General features: G+C 67.5%; 20 protein-coding genes. 13 read left to right on the top strand and 7 right to left on the bottom strand.

The window, feature by feature from the left end:
* Nucleotides 1–21: 21 nt before the first annotated feature.
* Genes DFO47_RS07925 through DFO47_RS07915 form a run of 3 tightly spaced genes read right to left on the bottom strand, consistent with a single transcriptional unit; the run spans nucleotide 22 to nucleotide 3,314 of the window.
* The gene (locus tag DFO47_RS07925) at nucleotides 22–1,032 is read right to left on the bottom strand and encodes a transketolase C-terminal domain-containing protein (protein ID WP_133831273.1); all 1,011 of its coding nucleotides are present in this window, start codon (nucleotides 1,030–1,032) and stop codon (nucleotides 22–24) included.
* On the bottom strand, nucleotides 1,029–1,940 hold the full coding sequence (locus DFO47_RS07920; RefSeq protein WP_133831272.1) for a transketolase: 912 nt from the start codon (nucleotides 1,938–1,940) through the stop codon (nucleotides 1,029–1,031). Before DFO47_RS07920 ends, DFO47_RS07925 begins: the two co-directional genes overlap by 4 nt.
* 36 nt (nucleotides 1,941–1,976) lie before the next feature.
* A complete protein-coding gene (locus DFO47_RS07915; RefSeq protein WP_133831271.1) occupies nucleotides 1,977–3,314 on the bottom strand; it encodes an MFS transporter in 1,338 nt (445 codons plus the stop codon).
* A gap of 187 nt (nucleotides 3,315–3,501) precedes the next feature.
* Here DFO47_RS07915 and DFO47_RS07910 point away from each other — a divergent pair, with 187 nt between their 5' ends.
* From DFO47_RS07910 to DFO47_RS07890, 5 genes are all read left to right on the top strand, one after another.
* The gene (locus DFO47_RS07910; protein ID WP_018763233.1) at nucleotides 3,502–4,326 is read left to right on the top strand and encodes a sugar phosphate isomerase/epimerase; all 825 of its coding nucleotides are present in this window, start codon (nucleotides 3,502–3,504) and stop codon (nucleotides 4,324–4,326) included.
* Between the two features lie 27 nt (nucleotides 4,327–4,353).
* The gene (locus DFO47_RS07905; protein ID WP_133831270.1) at nucleotides 4,354–5,127 is read left to right on the top strand and encodes an SDR family NAD(P)-dependent oxidoreductase; all 774 of its coding nucleotides are present in this window, start codon (nucleotides 4,354–4,356) and stop codon (nucleotides 5,125–5,127) included.
* 32 nt (nucleotides 5,128–5,159) lie between these two features.
* Nucleotides 5,160–6,926 (top strand): dihydroxyacetone kinase family protein, encoded by a 1,767-nt coding sequence (locus DFO47_RS07900; RefSeq protein ID WP_133831269.1) that lies wholly within the window; start codon nucleotides 5,160–5,162, stop codon nucleotides 6,924–6,926.
* Between the two features lie 17 nt (nucleotides 6,927–6,943).
* Nucleotides 6,944–7,414 (top strand): RpiB/LacA/LacB family sugar-phosphate isomerase, encoded by a 471-nt coding sequence (locus DFO47_RS07895; protein ID WP_133831268.1) that lies wholly within the window; start codon nucleotides 6,944–6,946, stop codon nucleotides 7,412–7,414.
* A gap of 80 nt (nucleotides 7,415–7,494) precedes the next feature.
* Nucleotides 7,495–7,935, top strand: coding sequence for an SRPBCC family protein (locus DFO47_RS07890; RefSeq protein ID WP_133831267.1), 441 nt, complete (start codon nucleotides 7,495–7,497; stop codon nucleotides 7,933–7,935).
* On the opposite strand, the gene DFO47_RS07885 is transcribed toward DFO47_RS07890, so the two are convergent.
* Together DFO47_RS07885 and DFO47_RS07880 are read right to left on the bottom strand one after the other, a co-directional pair.
* Entirely contained in the window at nucleotides 7,913–9,460 is a 1,548-nt protein-coding gene (locus DFO47_RS07885) for a carboxylesterase family protein (protein WP_133831266.1), read from the bottom strand. The two genes, DFO47_RS07890 and DFO47_RS07885, sit on opposite strands and share 23 nt — an antisense overlap.
* A gap of 49 nt (nucleotides 9,461–9,509) precedes the next feature.
* Nucleotides 9,510–9,806 carry a hypothetical protein gene (locus tag DFO47_RS07880; protein ID WP_133831265.1) on the bottom strand — a complete coding sequence of 99 codons (297 nt, stop codon included), beginning with the start codon at nucleotides 9,804–9,806 and terminating at the stop codon, nucleotides 9,510–9,512.
* 104 nt (nucleotides 9,807–9,910) lie between these two features.
* Here DFO47_RS07880 and DFO47_RS07875 point away from each other — a divergent pair, with 104 nt between their 5' ends.
* The 3 genes from DFO47_RS07875 to DFO47_RS07865 all read left to right on the top strand — a co-directional run bounded on the left by DFO47_RS07875 (nucleotide 9,911) and on the right by DFO47_RS07865 (nucleotide 11,482).
* Nucleotides 9,911–10,633: an AAA family ATPase gene (locus DFO47_RS07875; RefSeq protein ID WP_133831264.1), complete on the top strand. Its 723-nt coding sequence runs from the start codon at nucleotides 9,911–9,913 to the stop codon at nucleotides 10,631–10,633.
* A 146-nt stretch (nucleotides 10,634–10,779) separates the two neighbouring features.
* Nucleotides 10,780–11,010: a hypothetical protein gene (locus tag DFO47_RS07870; protein WP_243835387.1), complete on the top strand. Its 231-nt coding sequence runs from the start codon at nucleotides 10,780–10,782 to the stop codon at nucleotides 11,008–11,010.
* 34 nt (nucleotides 11,011–11,044) lie between these two features.
* Entirely contained in the window at nucleotides 11,045–11,482 is a 438-nt protein-coding gene (locus tag DFO47_RS07865) for a universal stress protein (protein WP_109044011.1), read from the top strand.
* Here DFO47_RS07865 and DFO47_RS07860 read toward each other — a convergent pair.
* On the bottom strand, nucleotides 11,457–12,404 hold the full coding sequence (locus tag DFO47_RS07860; RefSeq protein WP_133831262.1) for an isoprenylcysteine carboxylmethyltransferase family protein: 948 nt from the start codon (nucleotides 12,402–12,404) through the stop codon (nucleotides 11,457–11,459). The genes DFO47_RS07865 and DFO47_RS07860 overlap by 26 nt on opposite strands.
* Before the next feature lie 203 nt (nucleotides 12,405–12,607).
* Between DFO47_RS07860 and DFO47_RS07855 the strand changes: the two genes are divergently transcribed.
* Nucleotides 12,608–13,273, top strand: a complete 666-nt coding sequence (locus DFO47_RS07855; protein WP_243835386.1) for a nucleoside hydrolase — start codon at nucleotides 12,608–12,610, stop codon at nucleotides 13,271–13,273.
* Nucleotides 13,274–13,335: 62 nt separating this feature from the next.
* Here the strand turns inward: DFO47_RS07855 and DFO47_RS07850 are convergent, their stop codons facing one another.
* Nucleotides 13,336–14,595 (bottom strand): family 1 glycosylhydrolase, encoded by a 1,260-nt coding sequence (locus tag DFO47_RS07850; RefSeq protein WP_133831260.1) that lies wholly within the window; start codon nucleotides 14,593–14,595, stop codon nucleotides 13,336–13,338.
* A gap of 218 nt (nucleotides 14,596–14,813) precedes the next feature.
* On the opposite strand from DFO47_RS07850, the gene DFO47_RS07845 reads away from it, so the two are divergent.
* The 4 genes from DFO47_RS07845 (at nucleotide 14,814) to DFO47_RS07830 (ending at nucleotide 20,495) form a co-directional block, all read left to right on the top strand.
* Nucleotides 14,814–16,370, top strand: coding sequence for an ABC transporter substrate-binding protein (locus DFO47_RS07845; protein ID WP_133831259.1), 1,557 nt, complete (start codon nucleotides 14,814–14,816; stop codon nucleotides 16,368–16,370).
* Nucleotides 16,371–16,435: 65 nt separating this feature from the next.
* Nucleotides 16,436–17,389, top strand: a complete 954-nt coding sequence (locus DFO47_RS07840) for an ABC transporter permease (protein WP_133831258.1) — start codon at nucleotides 16,436–16,438, stop codon at nucleotides 17,387–17,389.
* On the top strand, nucleotides 17,386–19,491 hold the full coding sequence (locus DFO47_RS07835) for a dipeptide/oligopeptide/nickel ABC transporter permease/ATP-binding protein (RefSeq protein ID WP_133831257.1): 2,106 nt from the start codon (nucleotides 17,386–17,388) through the stop codon (nucleotides 19,489–19,491). The genes DFO47_RS07840 and DFO47_RS07835 overlap by 4 nt, the downstream gene beginning before the upstream one ends.
* On the top strand, nucleotides 19,488–20,495 hold the full coding sequence (locus DFO47_RS07830) for an ABC transporter ATP-binding protein (RefSeq protein ID WP_133831256.1): 1,008 nt from the start codon (nucleotides 19,488–19,490) through the stop codon (nucleotides 20,493–20,495). The genes DFO47_RS07835 and DFO47_RS07830 overlap by 4 nt, the downstream gene beginning before the upstream one ends.
* The last annotated feature ends 56 nt before the right edge of the window (nucleotides 20,496–20,551 follow it).

Here is a 20,551-nt window from a genome sequence, read left to right as displayed (position 1 = left end):
TTTTCATGGGGTGGCTTGCCTTTAGCCGAGTTCGGCCAGGACCTTGGCGACGATGCGGTCCGTGGCCAGGCCGTAGCGGTCGTGCAGGGTGGGCAGGGCGCCGGCATCGAGGAACTGGTCCGGTAGTGCCACGGGCACCACGCGCTTGCCCAGGCCCGCGGTGACCACGGCGGAGGCGACGGTTTCGAACAGTCCACCCACCACGGAATGGTTTTCCAGCGTGACGGCGAGGCGGCCGGTATTGATCTCCGCGAGGACGGTTTCGGCGTCGAACGGTTTGATGGTGGGGGTGTGTACGACGGCGACGTCCACGTTGTGGGCCGCCAGCGCCTTGGCTGCCTGGAGGGCGCGCATGGTCATCAGGCCGGAGGAGATGAACACGACGTCGTTGCCGCCACGCAGCACCTTGGCCTTGCCCAGCTCGAAGGTGTAGCCGTACTCGTCAAGGACGGTGGGCACGTTGCCGCGCAGCAGTCGCAGGTAGGTGGGCCCCTCGCTCGCTGCGAGCTGCGGCACCGCCTGCTCGATGTCCACCGAGTCGCAGGGGTCCACGATGGTCAGGTTGGGCATGCCGCGGAAGATCGCCATGTCCTCGGTGGCCTGGTGGCTGGGCCCGTACCCGGTGGTGAGGCCGGGCAGGCCGCCCACGATGTTGACGTTCAGGTTTGGTTCGGCAGCGTCCAGGCACAGGAAGTCGTAGGCGCGGCGGGCCGCGAACACCGAATAGGTGGACGCGAACGGGACCAGCCCGGTTTCGGCCAGGCCGGCCGCGGCGCCGAAGAGCAACTGCTCTGCCATGCCCATCTGGAAGAACCGTTCCGGGAAGGCCTGGGCGAAGATGTACATGTCCGTGTATTTGCCCAGGTCCGCGGTCAGGCCCACGATCCTGTCGTTCTCCTGCGCGGCCTTGACCAGGGCGTGCCCGAACGGCGCGGAGGACGTCTTCTGGCCGGGGTCCGCGAAGGAGGCGATCATCGCCGAGGTCTTCAGCTTGGGCTTGGCGGGCGTGGCCGTCGTCGTGGTGGTGCTCATGCTGAAGCCTTTCCTTCATATCCGGCGGTGAGCTGCTCGCGGCAGACCTGCCATTCGTGTTCTTCGATGCGCATGAAGTGCGCTTTTTCGCGCTCCTCCAGCAGGGGAACGCCGCGGCCCACCTTGGTGTCGCACAGGATCACGGAGGGACGCCCGACTGCGGCGGCCTGGGCGGCTGCGTTGTCGAACGCTGCCAGCAGCGCGCCGACGTCGTTCCCGTCCACGCGCTGGGTGTACCAGCCGAACGATTCCCACTTTTCGGTGACCGGCTCGGTGCGGAGCACGGTGTCGGTCTTGCCGTCGGCCTGCAGGGCATTGATGTCCACCATGGCGGTGAGGTTGCCCAGCTGGTGGTGGTGCGCGCCCATGGCGGCCTCCCAGGTGGCGCCCTCATCGAGTTCGCCGTCGGAGAGGAAGTTGAACACCCGGGCGTTGGAGCCCTGGTAGCGGAGGCCCAGGGCCATGCCGACGGCGATGGTCAGCCCGTGGCCCAGGGAGCCGCCGGAGATTTCCATGCCGGGGGTGTAGGTGGACATCCCGGACATCGGCAGCCGCGAGTCATCCGAACCATAGGTTTCCAGCTCCTGGACCGGGACGATGCCGGCCTCGGCGAGGGCGGCGTAGTGGCCGATCGCGTAGTGGCCGGTGGAAAGCAGGAACCGGTCGCGGGCCTCCCAGTGCGGGTCCTCCGCCCTGAACCGCAGCTGGTCCCCGTAGACGGTGGCCAGCATGTCCGCGGCGCCCAGGGCCTGCCCCACGTAGCCCTGGCCCTGGACTTCGCCCATGTTCAGGGCGTGGTGCCGGATGCGGTACGCGGCGGCGCTGATCTTGTCCACCCGCTCCGGGGTCACCCCAGCCTGATATGTCTGTCCCTGCGGGGCGGCGTCCTGGACGGTTTCTGTAGGCATTGCGTGCTCCGTGATTCTCTGGTGCGTGGTGGTCATTCAGGCGTTGACCGTGTTGGGGGTGCTTTTGGTGGCTTCGTCTGCGAGCTGCCGTTCCCGCTTGCCCCAGGTTTCCCGGGTGGCGACCGCGGCCCATAGGCCGATCAGGGCGTAGGCGCCGAAGAGCAGCGCCGGGCCCATCCAGCCGAAGCTGACGAACAGCAAGGTGGTGATGAACGGTGTGAAGCCGGACACCATGGCGGAGATCTGGTAGGCCAGGCTGGCGCCGGAGGCGCGGGTCTTGGCCTGGAAGAGCTCGGGGAACCAGGCGCCCTGGGCACCGGCCAGAGAGTTCTGGCAGACCGCGTAGGAGATCACGATGGTGAGGATGATGGCGATGAACAGGCCGGTGTTGACCAGCAGGAACATGGGGATCGCGAACAGTGCGGCGAAGGCCGTGGACCAGACATAGAGGGGACGGCGGCCGATGCGGTCCGTCAGTGCCGCCCAGGCCTGGGTGGCGAAGATGCCGATGGCGGAGGCGATGCAGAGGGCGACGAGGGTTTGGGTCTTGTCCGCCAAGTGCTGGCTGTTGAGGTAGGAAATCATGTAGGTGATGGATACGGCGTAACCGGCGGTCTCGGCGATGCGCAGGCCGATGCCCTTGACGATGTTGCGCCAGTCCGTCTTGAGGACCTCGACGATGGGTGCCTTGACGATGGTGCCGCTGTCCTTGACCTCGTCGAAAACGGGGGACTCGGGAACCTTGGACCGGATGACCAGGCCGACGGCGACCAGCACGATGCTGGCCAGGAACGGGATGCGCCAGGCAAGTTCACCGCCGAGGCCGGCGCTTGCGAGGAACGTCAGGTTGGCCAGCAGCAGGCCCACCGGGAAGCCGGCCTGGACAATGCCGGTGTACTTGCCCTTGGTCTTCCACGGCGCATGCTCGTAGCTCATCAGGATGGCGCCGCCCCACTCCGCGCCGAAGGCCAGGCCCTGGACGATGCGGACGAAGACCAGCAGTGCCGGAGCCAACAGGCCGACGGCGGCGTAGGTGGGGAGCAGGCCGATGGCGAAGGTGGCCAGGCCCATCAGGATCAGCGAGGAGACCAGGACGGGCTTGCGGCCCACCTTGTCGCCCAGGTGCCCGCCGATGATGCCGCCCAGCGGACGGGCCGCAAAGCCGACGCCCAAGGTGGCGAAGGAGGCGAGGGTCCCCGTGACGGGATCGCTGCCGGGGAAGAAGGCGGTGCCGAAATACAGTGCGGCAGCGGTGCCGAAGCCGATGAAGTCATACGTCTCGATGACGGCCCCCACGCCGGATCCGATGGCAACTCGGCGGGCGTCCTTGGTGCCGTGGACCGGGCCGCGCATGGTCAGAGCATCTTTGCTCATGGTGGTTCCCTTTCGAAAAGCGGCTGTGGAAGGTCCGCCGCTGTCGACTGTTAACAAATTGGTACGACCCAGTGTGACGCACCTCATCTTCACTGTCAACAGTCGACTTTCAGAGTTGACTGTTGACAGTTAACGCCAGTACTGTGGTGCCCATCACTACCGCTCGGCACGATTCAAAGGATCAATGATGTTCCATTCCAGACTTGGGTGCTCATCCATCAGCTTCCGGCACCAGGACCTGGGCACTGCCCTGGGCACCATGAAGGGTCTGGGATTCGAAGAGATCGATCTGGGCGCCCTGCCCGGGGTCTGCGACCACGTCCCCTACGAACTTGACGAGGCCGCCGTGGCGGCGGTGTCGCAGGAAGTCATCGCTTCCGGTCTGCGGGTCCGCTCAGTGAACGGCGACATAGGGGACTTGAACGCAGTCCTCGACTCCAATGGACAGGACGCCAGGCGGCGCCACCTGGACGCCCTGCTCACCCTCACTGCCAACATCGGGGCCAACGCCCTGGTGCTGCCCTGCGGCGCCCTCGATCACAACCCGGTCCGGAGCGTCGAGGAAGACCTGGACCTCATTGCCGGGCAGCTCGCGGCTGCGGCCCGGCGCGCTGCAGGGTTCGGCGTCGAACTCTGGACCGAGTCCCTGCACTTCCTGCGGTTCTGCTGGAACCTGGAACGTGCGGGACTGCTGGCCGAACGGCTGGCCGGATCCGGCGTCGGAATCGTCATGGACTTCAGCCACATCACCGCCGCCGGCGAGGACATCCAGGACTATCTGGACGTTCATGCGGGACGCATCAGCCACGTCCACCTGCGCGACGCCGTGCCCGGGAACATCAACCTCAGCATCGGCAACGGTAACGCCGACTTCGCCGGGGGCCTGAAGCGTCTCGCGGCCGACGGCTACGCCGGCCACTTCTCGCTCGAACTGGAAACCCGGGACGTCACCCATGACGAACGCCCGGCCGCCGCCGCCAAGGCTGCAAGCTTCATCACCGACCTCATCTGACCTGCACACACCCCAAGGAGCACCACCATGACCGCCATCCAGCGCACCGCCGTCCTCACCGGAGCAACTTCGGACCGGGGCATCGGCATCACCAGCGCCCGCCGTTACGCCCGTGAGGGCTGGGGCATCGCCATCCTGGACCTCGACGGCGAGAAGTCCGCCAAGGTCGCAGCCGAAATCGGCAACGAATTCAATGTCCCCGCGTTCGGCCACGAGATCGACGTCGCCAACGAAGCCTCCGTCACCGCCGCCCAGGCCGCCGTCGCCGCCGAAGTGGCAGCCGGCAACCTCCCGCCCGTCGGCGCCCTGGCCAACATCGCCGGCATCACCTCCCCGGTGCCATTCCTGGAAACCACCCTCGAGCTGTGGCACAAGGTCATGGACGTCAACGCCACCGGCACCTACCTGGTGACCAAGGCCTTCCTGCCCGCCATGATCGACAACGGCTGGGGCCGGATCGTCAACATGTCCTCCGTCTCCGCCCAGCGCGGCGGCGGCGTCTTCGGCAAGGTTCCCTACTCCGCTGCCAAGGCCGCCATCCTGGGCTTCACCAAGGCCCTGGCCCGTGAACTCGGCACCACCGGCGTCACCGTCAATGCCATCACTCCGGGTGCGGTGGACACCAACATCCGCGTGGGCAGCACCGAGGAACAGGAAGCAGCCATCAACGCCGGCATCCCGCTGGGCCGCAACGCCACCACCGAAGAAGTGGCCTCCGTGATCACCTTCCTGTCCTCCGAGGACTCCGCCTACCTCACCGGCACCACCATCGACATCAACGGCGGCAGCCACATCCACTAGCCGGCCCCGGCGCCAGCCAGAAAGCTCCCTCCATGACAAAGATCTTCAACGACCCTTCCGACTTCGCCGAGGAAGCCCTCGCCGGGTTCTGCGACGTCCACTCGGACCTGGTCCGGCAGGTTCCCGGCGGTGCCGTCCGCCGCTTCCGGCCGGCACAACCCAAGGTGGCAGTCCTGGCCGGCGGCGGCTCGGGCCACTACCCGGCCTTCGCCGGGCTGATCGGTGCCGGCTTCGCCGATGGCGCGGTGGTGGGCAACATCTTCACCTCGCCGTCGGCGCAGCAGGCCTACTCGGTGGCCAAGGCCGCCGAGTCCGGTGCCGGCGTCGTCTTCACCTACGGCAACTACGCCGGCGACGTGATGAACTTCGGCATGGCCAGCGAGCGCCTTGCCGCCGAGGGCATCGCGGTGGAGAACGTCCTGGTCACTGACGACATCGCCAGCGCCCCGCCGTCGGAATCAGCGAAACGCCGCGGCATCGCCGGTGACTTCACGGTGTTCAAGGTCATGGGCGCCGCCGCCGAGAACGGCGCGGACCTGGCCGAGGTGGTCCGCCTGGGCCGCAAGGCCAACGACCTGACGCGGACCATCGGCAGCGCGTTTGCCGGCTGCACCTTCCCGGGCGCCGAATCGCCCCTGTTCACCCTGCCCGAAGGGCAGATGGGCCTGGGCCTGGGCATCCACGGCGAACCCGGCCTGCACGACACCGACCTGCCTTCGGCCAAGGACCTCGGGCAGGAACTGGTGTCCCGGGTGCTCGCCGAAACGCCACCGCACGCCGGCAGCAGCATCGCCGTCATCCTCAACGGCCTCGGCTCCACCAAGCATGAGGAGCTGTTCGTGCTTTGGGGGACCGTGGCGCCGCTGCTGCGTGCCGCCGGCTACACGCTGGTGATGCCCGAGGTGGGCGAGCTGGTGACCAGCCTGGACATGGCCGGCGTCTCGCTGACAGTCACCTGGCTTGATGAGGAACTTGAGCCGCTGTGGGTTGCCCCGGCAGAGACTCCCGCGTACCGCCGCGGCAGCGCTGCCCGGGAAACCGGGGCCCGGGGCGTCGAGGAAACGGCCGAGGGCGGCGCGGCCGCTGCGGCGTTCGTCGCCACGGACGCCTCCCGCGAGTACGCCGCCGCCTGCGTAGCGGCCATTGATGCCGCCCGTTCGTCCCTGCACGACGCCGAAGAGCGGCTGGGCCGCATGGATGCGATTGCCGGCGACGGCGACCACGGCCGGGGCATGGTCCGCGGCGTCGACGCGGCCGCCGCAGCCGCCTCCGCCGCCCTGGGCCACGGCGCCGGTGCCGGTGATGTGCTGGCTGCCGCCGGGGACGCCTGGGCGGACAAGGCAGGGGGCACCTCCGGCGTCCTGTGGGGAGCGGCGCTGCGTGCCTTTGGCGAGACGCTGGGCAACTCCTCGGCCCCTGAACCGCGCGCGCTGGCAGCAGCCGTGACCGCATTCGCTGACCGGATCATCCAGTTGGGCAAGGCCGAAACAGGCGACAAGACCATGGTGGATGCCCTGCTGCCCTTCGCCTCCGCCTTTAGCCGCGCAGTGGCCGAGGGCGTGGAAACGGGCCGTGCATGGCAGGAAGCCGCGCAGGAATCCGCTGCTGCGGCGGAAGGCACCGCGGATCTCCTTCCCCTTAAGGGCCGGGCCCGGCCCCTTGCGGAAAAGAGCCTGGGCACGGCGGATCCCGGCGCCACATCGCTGGCCATGGTCTTCGCCGTCATGGGGCCGCACTTCACCGCCGCCGGGGCCGAAGCCGGCGCCACCACCATTGCGGCGACGGCCGCTGAGTCCTGACAAGGGAAGGAAACACCATGGGGCTGCGGCTCATTGTCGGCGCGGACGAAGCGGGCGTGGACTACAAGGACAAGGTCCTCGCGGACCTGAAGAACGATCCGCGCGTCAGCGAGGTCATCGACATCGGCGTCAACCGGAGCGACGCGCCGGACGATTTCACCCGGCCCTACCCCTACGTGGGCATTGCCGCCGGAGAGATGATCCGGGACGGCGCCGCTGACCGGGCCATCCTGTTCTGCGGCACCGGAATCGGCGTCGCCATCGCCGCCAACAAGGTCGAAGGCATCCGCGCCACCGCCGCCCACGACTCCTTCTCCGTGGAACGCTCCATCTTGTCGAACGACTGCCAAGTCCTCACCATGGGACAGCGGGTGGTGGGCATCGAACTCGCCCGCCGCCTCGCCAGGGAATGGATCGGCTACACGTTCGACCCGGCGTCGGCCTCGGCCGGCAAAGTGAAGGTGCTCACCGACTTCGAGTCCTGCTGACAGGCCCTGCCCCGGAGCTGGGCGGGGCCACGGCGCAGAATGGCCGCCGCTCCCCGCCCTGGTCCTCCTAGACTGGGATGATGATCACAGTCACCGGAAGTGTGGAAACCAACCTGTCCGCGGAGAAGGCCTTTGCTTTCCTCAGCGAGTTCGAGAACACCAGCAAATGGGACCCCAACACCCCTGTCATGGACAAGATCACGCCGGGGCCGGTGGCCGTGGGGCACAAGTACCACGCCGAATCCGAGTTTCGCGGCAAACGCCAGGCCCTGACCTACGAGGTCATCGAGCTCTCGGAAAACCACATCAAGCTCCGGGGCGAGAACAAGACCGTCACCTCGTACGACTCCATCGACGTCCGGGCCAGCGGCACAGGTTCTGTGGTCACGTACACGGCCGAGTTCAGCATCAACGGGCCGGCCAAGATCATCCAGCCGCTGCTTAAACCGGCCTTCAACTCACTGCGGGACCCCGCCCTGAACGGCATCCGGGACACGCTTAACTCGCTGGCAGCGGGCTGACAGCCTCAAAAAACGCCCGGAGCGCACCGCGCGGGTCGGCCTCGAGGCGCGTCTCGTCGTCGAACACCATGGTGCTGCGTCCGTGCCCGTACTCGGGCCACGCCAGCTGGGCCGTGTCCGGTGACCCCGTCCGCGCAAAAGCTGCCCAGGCCCCGCTCATGGCGCCGCTGAGCCGGCGTGGTGCGCTGCCGCGGGTGAGGAAAGCCGCCGCCGGTGCGTCCAGGTGCCGGAAGACGAACGGGATTTCCAGGGCATGGCAGGCCCCGAGCTTGCCGCCCATGGCCGGGCTGCGCCATGTGAACAGGTAGGCGAAGCTCTTCCCGGCGGCGCCCGCCGCGCGCCGTGCCGCCAGGAGCCGGTTGCTGGGCTGCCGGTACAGGGAATCGGCAATGGCGGATTCCAGGAGTTCCTTGCCTGCCGGTTCACGCTGCAGCACCTCCTCCAGCGCGGCCGCGTATCCGCCGGCATGGGCGGCAGGAATCCCGGACGCGGCAAGGACGGCGGCGGCACGCTCCGGGTATCCGGGGTCGGCCGGCGAGGGCGGGCGCATCTCCACCGCAAACGATCCCTCGTTGAGGTTGGTTCCGATCAGCAGGTCGACGCCGCTGTTCACCCCGTTCCGGACCGCGTCGAGCGGCGGCGCCGGCAATGACGGCGTCCCCACTGTCGGCTGGAAGGGGAGCGGGACTGCGTAGGACTGCGCGGCGAAACGCTTCTCAAGGCCTTTTTGCGCTGCCAGCAGCTGCTCCACCGGGAGGGTGAGGAGTTCCGCTGCAGACGAGGGGGCCAGGCCGCACAGGTCAAGGAATGCCGCGCTGATCCGCGCGGACTCCTCCGGTTGGCGGAAGCGCTCGGCCGTTCCGCTTTGCATGATGGCCCGGCGGAACAGCCCTTCCGACGCCGGCATCCCCAGCAGGGTGCCAATCGCCGCGGCTCCTGCCGACTCGCCAAAAATGGTCACGTTCCCCGGGTCGCCGCCGAAGGCGCCAATGTTGCGGCGGACCCAGCGAAGGGCCTCCAGCTGGTCCAGCAATGCAACGTTGGACGAGTCGACGTACCCGTCCCCCAGCAGGTCCGCCAGGTGCAGGAAGCCCAGCGCGCCGAGTCTGTAATTGATGGACACCACCACCGCGCCCGCCGCGGCGGCGAGCCTGGCGCCGTCGTACATGGCATCGCTGTTGGCGCCCAGCAGGTACGCACCGCCATGGATCCAAACCATCACCGGCAGCGCCTGGCCGCCGGTTTCCGGCACCCAGACGTTCAGGTTCAGGCAGCCGTCCTCGCTCCACCTCCGCGGCACGGCACCTGGAGGTGCCGGGGATTCGGGGTTTTGCGGTGCCGCAGGCCCGGCGGCGGTGCAGTCCAGCACCCCGTCCCACGACTCCAGCGGCACGGGCGGACGGAAGCGGTTCACGCCCGACGCCGGCCCGGCGTACGGGATGCCAAGGAACCGGTGGACAGTGGTCCCGTCAGTTACGAGGGAGGTGCCGCGAAGGGAACCGCCGGGGGTGGAGAGGAGGGTCATGGTTGACAGGTTACGTCGCCGGGGCGCCACACGGCGCCCCCGGACCTGCTCAGCTTTGCGGGCCTCCCGACGGGGAGTCCTTCCGGGTGTTCCGGAGGATCAGGGCGGAACTGCTCAGTGGTGCCCGGAGCGGCAGGCCCTTGGCAGTGCAGTGCTCATTGACGGCCAACGACAGGGCGTCCCGTTCCTTCGCCGACAGGGTGGCTTCGCCGGCGCAGTACGCACGGATGAGTTGTTCCGAGGCGTCGCCGCCTAGCCCCACGAATTCGAGCCACAGCTGCGAGATATCCAGCCGGTGCTCCTTGATGACGGCCCCCGTCAGGGCTTGCTGGTCCACGGCATCCATTGTCCCGTCCTAGCCTTTGGTACACCTGTTCCACTGGACTTCGGAGCGGGACCCGGGATGGATGGGTGAAGTGGAGAAGAATCTTTTCCTGTAAGAATGGGCCCATGCCCCTGCGCTCCTACCCGATCCGGCGCCTGGCAGAGGACCCCTTGAACGTCCTTGACCGCGTACGCTGGCCGGCCGTCCTGCCGCCGGTGGCCCAAGTCCTCGACCAAGGCCTCGACCTGGGGCCGGCCACCATCCTGGTGGGTGAGAACGGCTCGGGTAAATCCACGCTGGTGGAAGGCATCGCGCTCGCCTACGGGCTGTCCCCGGAGGGCGGGTCCACGGGCGCCAGGCACACCACCCGGCCTACTGAGTCCGTCCTCGGCGACCATTTGCAGCTGGTCCGGAACCCGGGCGCCACCCGGCGGGGCTACTTTCTCCGGGCCGAGACAATGCACGGGCTGTACACCTACCTGGAGGAGAATCCCAGCACGTTCACGCCGGACATCCCGTTCCATGACATGTCCCATGGCGAGTCCTTCCTGCAGTTGGCAGCCGACCGGTTCCGCGGAGCCGGACTCTGGGTCCTTGACGAACCGGAATCCGCACTGTCCTTTTCGGGCTGCCTGAGCCTCCTGTCCGTCCTGAAGGAACTGTTGGCCGGCGGCCAGTCCCAGGTGATCATGTCCACCCATTCGCCGCTGCTGGCCGCCTTGCCCGGCGCGACCATCCTGGAAGCGGGGCCTTGGGGTTTGCGGTCCCGGTCCTGGGCGGAGCTGGAGCTCGTGGCGAACTGGCAACGGTTCATGGACTCGCCCGAACGCTACCTCCGCCACCTCTAGCTGCCGGAGGACCTTCGCCCCTAGGCAGGAAAAGGCTCCAAGCGGTCAACTTGATTGTCCGGAACAGGCAGCAATATCAGGAGGCAGGGACCATGGGCGCGTGCGATGTCTGCGGCAGCAGCGAGGGCCGCATGTTTACCGTCAGTATGGGAAACCAGACCGGCACGTTCGACAGCTTTGAGTGTGCAATCCACATGATGGCTCCCGCCTGTGAGCACTGCGGCTGCCGGATCCTGGGCCATCCGGTGGAAAGCGAAGCAGGCATCTACTGCTGCCTCCACTGTGCCAAGGAAGCGGGAAATCCGCACCAGGCCCCCAAAGCCGAGCACTCCACCGTGGCCGTTCCGGCCCAGGGCGCCGCCGCCGGCCAGGGCTGACCCGGCTGGAAGCCTGGAACGGAAAAGGGGAGCCATGGCCGGTAACGGAAAGTACAAGATCGTGGTGGGAACGGACGGATCGGAACAGTCACGGGCAGCCATGGACTGGGCCGTGCAGGAAGCCAGGCTGCGGCACGGTGAGGTGCAGGCCGTAACCGCCTGGAACTTCCCCTACGTCAGCGACGCACTGGGCACCGCCTGGGACTATGAAATCTTCGAGAAGGACGCGCAGGCGATCCTGGAGGCGGAGCTGGAACGCGTCAAGGACCAGGACGTTGCCATCACCGGCCGCGTCGTGGAGGGGAACCCGGCTTCGGCGCTCATCGAGGCGTCCAAAGATGCCAACCTTATAGTGGTGGGCTCCCGCGGCCACGGCGGATTCACCGGCATGATGCTTGGCTCCGTTTCGCACCAGACCATCCACCACGCACACTGCCCGGTGCTGGTTATTCGCGAACCGGCCGTTGATTAGCGGTGCCGGTACGGCGGCTACCGGGAAAAGTCGGGATCCAGCACCGGACGGTTTCGCGGTAGCGCTGGAATTCCTGGCCAAAACGCTTCGAGAGGTCTGCTTCTTCCAATGGCCTGACGGCATAGTTCCACACCAGTGAGCCCAGCACCGCATAGCCAACCACCAGCCACGACTGCAGGATGAGCCCGACGGCGGCCCCCTGCACAATGCCCGCCACCGCCATCGGATTGCGGATCCAGCGGTACGGCCCGGCAACCACCGGGCGGTTTGCCATCACGGACGGCAACGGTGTCCCGTCCCCGAGGGTGGACATCACGGCGGCAGACCAGATCCCCAAAGCGCTCGCAAGGATGAGGATGGCGACGCCGGCCGGGACGGCAACGGCAGGGATGTCCAGGCCCAACCCCCAGCGCTGCTCGAGAAAGGCCAGGCAGGCCGGTACCAGCCCGAGGAAGAAACCCCAGAACACGACAATCTGTCCGAACGTGGCGGCAACATGGACTCTTGCCTTGGTGCGTTTCGGGGCCGGACGGAACGCAAAAGGGCCCCGGACAATCCACGCCGTGGGGATGCGGCCTAACAGCACCAGGCACAGTCCGGCAACCGACCCCGCAGTGGCGGCGCCCATGGCCAGCACACCGAGGCCCGCCTGGGTGCTCACCGTGGCATAGACGGCCAGGGCGACGGCAACAACGGTGGTCCACACGGTGCCGGCAAACGCTGCGGACCGCACTCCGCAGGCTGCGGCCGCAGAGGCAAGGACAAACAGCGGAACGTCGAATACGGCAACAAGGAACGGGTCCAGGCCTCCCAGCGTTGCCCGGCGCACCGCCGGGTCCAGGAATACCGCAATCCACCACAAACACCCGGCCACAGCTTGAACGGCAAAGTACGCCCTGCCCCACTGGCCTGACCGCGGCACAGATCCCCCCGAATCTCTAGCAGGCACAAGGACTGAGCGGCCTGGTCTGTCTTTTCGGAGGCAGCGTTCCGGTGAATGAAAGCTGCGTCCTCCGCCATCCGCCTGGCGGCAAGACTTGCTCCTGAGACTACCCGTTGTGCCGGGATCCGCGTCCATGCCGGCGCCTGGCTGACCCGGACCCAAGAGAATGGACCAGGATGGACATGATCCGCGTTGCAACCCGCTGCAGGGTGATTATCGACAACGACTGGGCCGGTGATCCCGACGGGCTGGTGGCCCTGGCTCACCATGCGCTGTCCCCCGCCAACCGGATTGTCGCCGTCACGAGCTCGCTGACCAACCCCATGTTCGGCCCGACCGCCGGCATGGCACAGCGGGGCTCGGAGCTGGCGGGCAGCCTGCTCCAGGCCCTGACTTTGGCGGACCTCGCCGACGTATGTTCCGGACCGGACACCACCTTCACCGGGAAGCGGCGAGGGAATCCAGCCGCGCAGGCCATCGTGGAGGCGGCCGCAACCGGTGGGGACCTCCCGTTAATCCTCGTCTGCGCCGGCCCCCTCACGAACGTGGCTGATGCACTCCTGCTGGATCCGGGCCTCGCCTCCGCCCTCACGCTGGCGTGGGTGGGCGGGGCTGCCAGGAACGAGGAAGAATACAACTATTTCACGGACCCGGCAGCCGCGGACTTCGTGCAGTTCGGACCGCTGTGGTGCCTGGGAGACAGCGCACCTTTGGCAGTCACCGGATTGGACGGCGCCACGAGCACTTTCACGGAGACGGGAACCGTGCCGCAGCGGCGGACCTACACTTCAGTGGATTCGAGGCTTGTCGTGGCGGACCTGGTCGCAAGGCTGCGCATGCTTGGGTAGGCGCAACGCGAAAGGCAAATGGTCCGGGCTTCCCGTGGAAACCCGGACCATTGCCCTTGGTGCTAGGCGGGCTGCGGTGCCCCGGCCCGGGCGTGCTCCCTGGCCAGGTTCCCCAACCAGCGTGCGCTCTCCTTGGGGGTCCGTTCCTGGGTGGAGCGGTCGACGGCGATCAGGCCGAACTTGGGCCCGTAGCCGAAGATCCACTCGAAGTTGTCGAACGCGGTCCAGGCGATGTACCCGCGGACATCGATGCCGTCCGCGAGGCAGGAAGCTACGCCGTCGACGGCCGTCCGCAGGTACGCTACCCGCTGCGTGTCATCCTCGGTGGCCAGGCCGTTCTCGGTGACGATCACCGGGATGCCGGCGATCCTGTTGGCCTCGCGGATGGTGGCCTCCAGCGCCTGGGGATAGATTTCCTCGCCCATCTGGTTGGTGGGCACACCCTCCGGCGCCGGGGCATGGCCGTCCGGGCCGTACACGGTGCGGCCGTAGGTTTGGATGCCCACGAAGTCGTCGCCGCGGGAGGCTTCGAGGAAGCGTTCGTTGACGTCGCGGCGTACCTGGTCTGCAATCCCTTCGCCACCGGGCAGCGCCTGGATATCGGAGTTTGCGAGGGTCCACCCCACCTGGAGGTCCGGGCGGCGGGCCTTGATGGCCTTGGTGGCGGCCCGGTGCGCGGCAACCTTAACCTCGAAACCGGCTTCGGTGGAGCAGAACTGGAACGGCGCGAGGGTGGCGGCCTCCACGCCCAGGCGCTCGGCGGCGGCGGCCCAGATGGGCACCATGCCGCGGTTCTCGGGGGCTTCCCCGCCGATGCCGAATGACTCCAGCAGCCAAGGGAGGTTGGGCTCGTTCAGGGTGCAGGCGACGCCGATCAGGTCACCGAGGTGGGCCATGACCCGGTCGCAGTAGCGTGCGAAGAGTTCGGGTGTCCGGCTGCCCTCCCAGCCGCCGATCCGGAGGAGCCACAGCGGTGACGTGAAGTGGTGGAACGTGACCACGGGGGTGAGTCCGTGTTCATGGCAGGCTTCCAGCACCCGCTTGTAGTGGTCCAGCGCAGCCACCGAAAACTGGCCTTCCTCCGGCTCGATCCGGGCCCATTCCATGGAGAAACGGTAGCTGGTAAAACCGAGGCCGGCGATCAGTGCGATGTCCTCGCCGTAACGGTGGTAATGGTCCACGGCATCCCCGGACGGCTCCGCGAAAATCGTTTCGGGAAGGTGCTCCAGGAACCAAGTATCGCTGTTGACGTTGTTGCCTTCCACCTGGTGGCCGGCGGTGGCCACGCCCCAAAGGAAGTCGCGGGGGAACGGGTTGGTCATGGGGTTCCTTTCGTGATGGACGCGTGCAGGCGTCCGAGGCTTCGCTGCCTTCCATCCATCCTTCCGCCCGGCGTGACCGCCGCCACAATACTTTTTCAATCAATGACATTGTCATGTTTGGCGCCTGTGGCCCCGGCTGATTCTTGAAGGGAGCCGGCGAGCAGCCAGCCCCCACATCCGTTCCTCCGTCATCACATCAGAATGCAAAGGCGCACTACATGAAACTTCCGAACTCCACCGCCCGTGCGAGCTCCGCCGTTCTGGCCGGTGCCCTGCTGATGGGTTCCTTGGCCGCCTGCGGCGGCGGGTCCAGCCAGGCCGCCGCAAAGGCTGATACCAGCAGCCTCACCCTGGCCATCGACAGTGACTCAGCCTCCTTCGGTTTCGACCCGTTGCGCGTCTCCGCAGCCCAGCGCCAGTTCTTCGAAGGCCTCTACGACAGCCTGATGACCCTTCAGCCGGACGGTTCCGCAGGTCCGGGCCTGGCCAAGGACTTCAGCTACAACGCGGACAACACCGTCCTGACGCTGAACCTCAAGGATGACGTCACGTTCACCGACGGCTCCAAACTGGATGCCGCCCTGGTCAAGGCCAACCTGGACCGCCGCTCCGATCCCGCGCTGAGCGCCTACTCCGCCGTCGCCAAGGGCGGCGCCCAGGAAATCACCTCCGTGGACGTGGTCAGCCCCACCCAGGTGGCCCTGACCTTCGCCAAGCCGCAGCCCGGATTCGAGAAGAACCTGGCCTCCACCACCGGCATGATCGTGGGCAAGAACGGTGTCGCCGACACCTCCAGCCTCGCGGCGACCCCTGACGGTTCCGGCCCGTACACCCTTGACCCCTCCACGGTGAAGGGCAACAAATACGTCCTGGTGAAGAACGACAAGAGCGCTGACGCTTCCAAGTACGCCTACAAGAAGGTGGTCTTCAGCGTTGTCCTGGACCCGCAGGCCCGCGCCAACGCCCTGGTCTCCGGCCAGGCCGACGTGGCCATGCTGACCTCGAACACCGTTGACTTCGCGAAGTCCAAGGGCGTCGGCGTTTCGCAGATCGGCGGCACCGTCAACACCATGATCTCCTTCGACAAGATCGGCAAGACCGCCCCGGCGTTCGCCCAGGAGAAGGTCCGCCAGGCCATCCAGTACGCCATCAACCGCCAGGCCCTGGTGGACGCCTTGCACAAGGGCGACATCCCCGCCTGGAACGCCCTCCCCAAGGATTCGGCCGGCTTCACCAAGGACCTCGAAACCAAGTTCGCGTACAACCCGGACAAGGCCAAGAGCCTGCTGGCCGAGGCCGGCTACCCCAACGGCTTCGAGTTCACCATCATCGCCGGCGCACAGACCCAGACGGACCTGCAGGCAGTCCAGAAGGACCTCGCCGCCGTCGGCATCACCATGAACGTAAAGATGGCCGCCTCCACCGACGAAGCTTTCGCCGCCGTCGCCACCACGCCCCTGGGCTACGCTCCCTTGAACTGGGACAACCCCGTCGGCGTGATGTACGGCGCCATCCTCAACGGATTCACCAACGTCCAAAAGGCCACCGATGACCAGCTCAGCGCCGCCACCGGCGAGCTGGCCGCAGCGAAGGACGACGCCGCCGTGAAGGCCGCCGCCACGAAGCTGAACACCCGGCTGGTGGAATCCGGTTGGATGATCCCGCTGTACGAGTCACTTACGAACCAGGGCTACAACACCAAGAAGGTGGCGCAGGTGAAGTTCGCCGGCACCAACGCCTACCCGCTCCTCTCGTCCTACACGCCGGCCAGCTGATACCCGCACCGTCCCGGGCGGCCCTTGTCCACCAGGGCAAGGGCCGCCCGGGGAGGGCCTGACCGATGGAGGTCACCATGGCACTATTCATTACCAAGCGCCTGCTGATGGCGCTGGCCACCGTGCTGGTGGTTGCGGTCCTGGCATTCCTGCTGGTGCACGCAATGCCGGGCAGCCCCGGGGCCGTGTCCCTCGGCGCCGGCGCCTCCCAGCAGGCGATCGACGAGGTCAACCAGCGGATGGGCTGGAACGACCCGCTGCCGGCGCAGTTCTTCACCTGGCTTGGTTCCGCGGTCCAGGGCGACCTGGGCGTCTCGCTCATCGACGGCCGCTCGGTCAGCGCCGACCTCGCCAGCCGGCTGCCCGTCACCGCCTCGCTGGCTGCCGGCGCCACCATCCTCAGCGCGGTCCTTGGCATCGGTCTGGGCGTCACCGCAGCGGTCCGCGGCGGCGTCGTGGACCGGATCATTGGCGGAGTGGCAGGCATGGCCGTTGCCCTGCCCGCTTTCTGGATCGGCATCATCTTCGTCTACCTGCTGGCAGTCCAGTCCTCCGTCTTCCCGGCAACCGGTTATGTCCCCTTCGAATCCTCCCCACAGGACTGGGCCCTGTCCTTGGCGTTGCCCGTGATCACCCTGGCGGTGGGCGGAGGGGCATTCATCGCCCGGCAGACCCGTGCCTCCATGCTCGAAGCCCTGCAGCAGGAACACATCCGCACGCTGCGTGCCACGGCCACACCCACCTGGAAAATCCTCTACGTCCATGCCCTGCGCTATGCCAGCCTCCCGATTGTGGCCGGCATCGCCCTGCAGTTCATCCAGCTGTTCGGCGGTTCGGTCATCGCGGAGCAACTGTTCGCCATGCCCGGCCTGGGCCAGGCAGTCCAGAACTCCGTCAGCACCCACGACGCCCCGTCCGTGCAGGGCGTGGTGGTGATCGCCACCGTGGTGGTGGTCGCCGTGAACCTGGTGCTGGAACTCGCCACCAAGTTCCTCGACCCGAAGTTGCGTGCCTCATGATTCCCAACGTTGCCCCCGCGCCCGCAGACCAAGCACAGCCGACGACGGCCGCGGACCTTCGCAAGACACGTCGCCAGGGCGCGCCGAAGAAGTTCACCGGCAGCAAGCTGTTCGGCTCGCCGGGGAGCATCGCAGGGGTGGCCTGGCTGGCCGTCCTCGTGGCCGCCTCCCTGACTGCCCCGCTGTGGCTGCCGTTCAAGACCGAGGACCAGGACTTCACCGCCGTGCTCTCCGGCCCAACCGCCGCGCACTGGCTTGGCACGGATGAACTGGGCCGTGACCTCCTGAGCCGGATCTTCGCCTCAGCAGCCGGTACCCTCGGAACGTCAATGATCACGGTGATTGTCGCCGTCGGACTCGGAACGCTCCTTGCGATGCTGGCCGCAGCCGCCGGCGAAAGGATGGAGAACGCGGTCAGCCGCATCACCGAGATCATGATGTCGCTGCCCGGCACCGTGATCATCCTGGCCGTGATCGGTGCCGTGGGAACCAATATTCCGATGATCATGGGAATCCTGGGCGTCCTGATCTCGGCCGGTATCTACCGGGTGATGCTCGGGCAGGCCAAATCCCTTCAGTCGCAGCTGTACGTGGATGCCGCCAAAGTGGACGGTGTCAGTACCGCCGGCATCAGCCTGCGCCATGTGCTGCCCGGCCTGACCAACACCATCGTCGTCCAGGCGGCGCTGATCTTCGCCGTCGGCATGCTGATCCAGGCAGGCCTGGCGTTCATCGGATTCGGGCCGCCCATCCCGCAGCCCAGCTGGGGCGGAATGATCCAAGGCGCCTCCCAGCACGTCTATGACGCACCCTGGATGATGGTGCCCACCGGCGCCGTACTTGCCCTGACCGTCCTGTCGGCCAACGCCATCGGCAACGCCCTCGGCAAGGCGCCCAACGCCACCGCCTCACATCTGCCTTCCGCCGCCGCCCGGCGCCAGCGCGCCAAGGCAGTCGCCACCATCGCTTCAGCAGCCCCCGCTCCCGTCACGCAGGATGGCGTGGCGAAGGGGACGCTCAGCGTCCGCAACCTCTCCGTCGGCGTCGACAGTACCGGTGCGGGCAGCGGCGTCCGCCTGGTCACCGATGTCTCCTTCGACGTCGAACAAGGCACGGTCCTGGGGCTGGTGGGGGAGTCCGGCTGCGGCAAGACGATGACCGCGCTGTCCCTCCTGGGGCTGCTGCCGTCCGGGGTCTCCGTCACGGGCGGCCACATCCTCTGGAACGGCAGGAACCTTGCCGCCACCACGGACAAAGCCATGGAAACCGTCCGCGGCCGGGACATCGCCCTGATCAGCCAGGAACCCATGCGCGCCCTGGATCCCATGTTCACGGTGGGCTACCAGCTCACCGCCACCATCCGGCGGCTCCGCGGCATGGGCAAGGCGGAGGCCCGGGAGGAAGCCCGGAACCTTCTGGAGAAGGTGGGGATCGTGGATGCTGCACGCATCCTGAAGACCTATCCGCACCAGATCAGCGGCGGCATGGCCCAGCGCGTGGCCATCGCCCTGGCGCTCGCCGGGCGGCCGAAACTGCTGGTGGCTGACGAACCGACCACCGCCCTGGACGTCACGGTGCAGGCCGAAATCCTGTCCCTGCTGCGTGCCCTGGTGACGGACACCGGCATGTCCGTGGTGATGGTGACGCACGACCTCGGCGTGGTGGCGGACATCTGTGACCAGGTTGCCGTCATGTACGCCGGCCAGGTGGTGGAGAACGGCAGGACGGACAGCATCCTGGACAATCCCCGGCACCCCTACACCCTGGCTTTGCTTGCCGCAGACCCGCACGCCAACCATGCAAACGACATGCCGGAACGCCTCGCCACGATTCAAGGGCAGGTACCCCAGCCCAAGGACTGGCCCACCGGGTGCCGGTTCGCCGCCCGCTGCCAGTTCGCCGGGTCCGCCTGCCTGGAACCGGTCCCGCTGCTGTCCTCGGGTGCCGGTACAGGCGTGGTGCGGTGCGTCAAAGCGGACCAGCTCGCCGTCGAGGGCATGGACTGGCTGGCCACGGACGTACCCGCCGCCCGCGCCCTGGAGATCACCCCCACACAGAATCCGCGCAGTTTGCAGACCATCGTCGAAAAGGACCTGGCATGAGCACCGCAGTCACCGAACGCCGCGATTCCACGCCGCCTTCCGCCGCAACTCCCATGCTGGAGGTCAAGGACCTGGTGGTCCGCTACGGCCGGGGCCGGAAGGCCGCCGCGGCTCCTGCCGCCGTCGACCATGTCAGCTTCAGCATCGCACCCGGGGAGACTGTGGGACTGGTGGGGGAGTCCGGATCCGGAAAGTCCACCATCGGCAAGGCAATCCTGGGCCTGCAAAAGGTGTCCGGCGGCACCATCACCTATCAGGGCAAGGACATCACCTCCGCCGGCGCCGCGGAGCGCCGGGACCTGGGCGGGGAACTGCGTGCCGTCTTCCAGGACCCCAACTCATCGCTGAACCCGCGGAACACCATCGGCACGTCCCTGGCCGAACCGCTGCGCCTGCGAGGGGTTTCAGCGGCAGAGGCTCGTGCCAAGGCCGGGGACATGCTGGAACGCGTGGGCCTGCCGCGGGACGCCGTGGACCGGTACCCCAGCCAGTTCTCCGGCGGCCAGCGCCAGCGCATTTCCGTGGCGCGTGCCCTGATCTGCGATCCCCAGCTGGTGGTCTGCGACGAAGCCGTCAGCGCCCTTGACCTTTCCACCCAGGCGCAGGTGCTCAACCTCCTGGCCGACCTCCGCGACGAGCGGGGCCTGAGCTACCTGTTCATCGCCCACGACATCGCCGTGGTGCAATTCCTGGCCCAGCGCGTGGTGGTGCTGTACCGCGGGCAGGTGATGGAAAGCGGACCTGCCGCGGCCGTCACCGAAAACCCGAGGCACCCCTTCACCCAGGCGCTCGTGGCCGCTTCCCCGGTGCCGCGTCCGGCGGAGCAGGCGGCGCGCCGCGAGGCCCGCGAATCACTGGGTGTTCGCACCGGGGCGGCTGCGGTGCCCGCACCCGGCGGCTGCCCCTTCCGGCTCCGCTGCCCCCTGGCCACCGACCTGTGCGCCGCCGAGCGGCCGGCGCTGCGACGGGTGGGGACGGCCGACGTCGCCTGCCACTACGCCTGAACCTCCAGTCACCGAAGGGGACGCCACCCCTCGCTGCAAAGACAACCTTCAACACA

This window comes from Arthrobacter sp. AG258 (assembly GCF_004364695.1).
GTDB lineage: Bacteria > Actinomycetota > Actinomycetes > Actinomycetales > Micrococcaceae > Arthrobacter.
The sequence above is the reverse complement of the archived record's forward strand: the minus strand, read 5'-3'. Positions and strand labels throughout refer to the sequence as shown.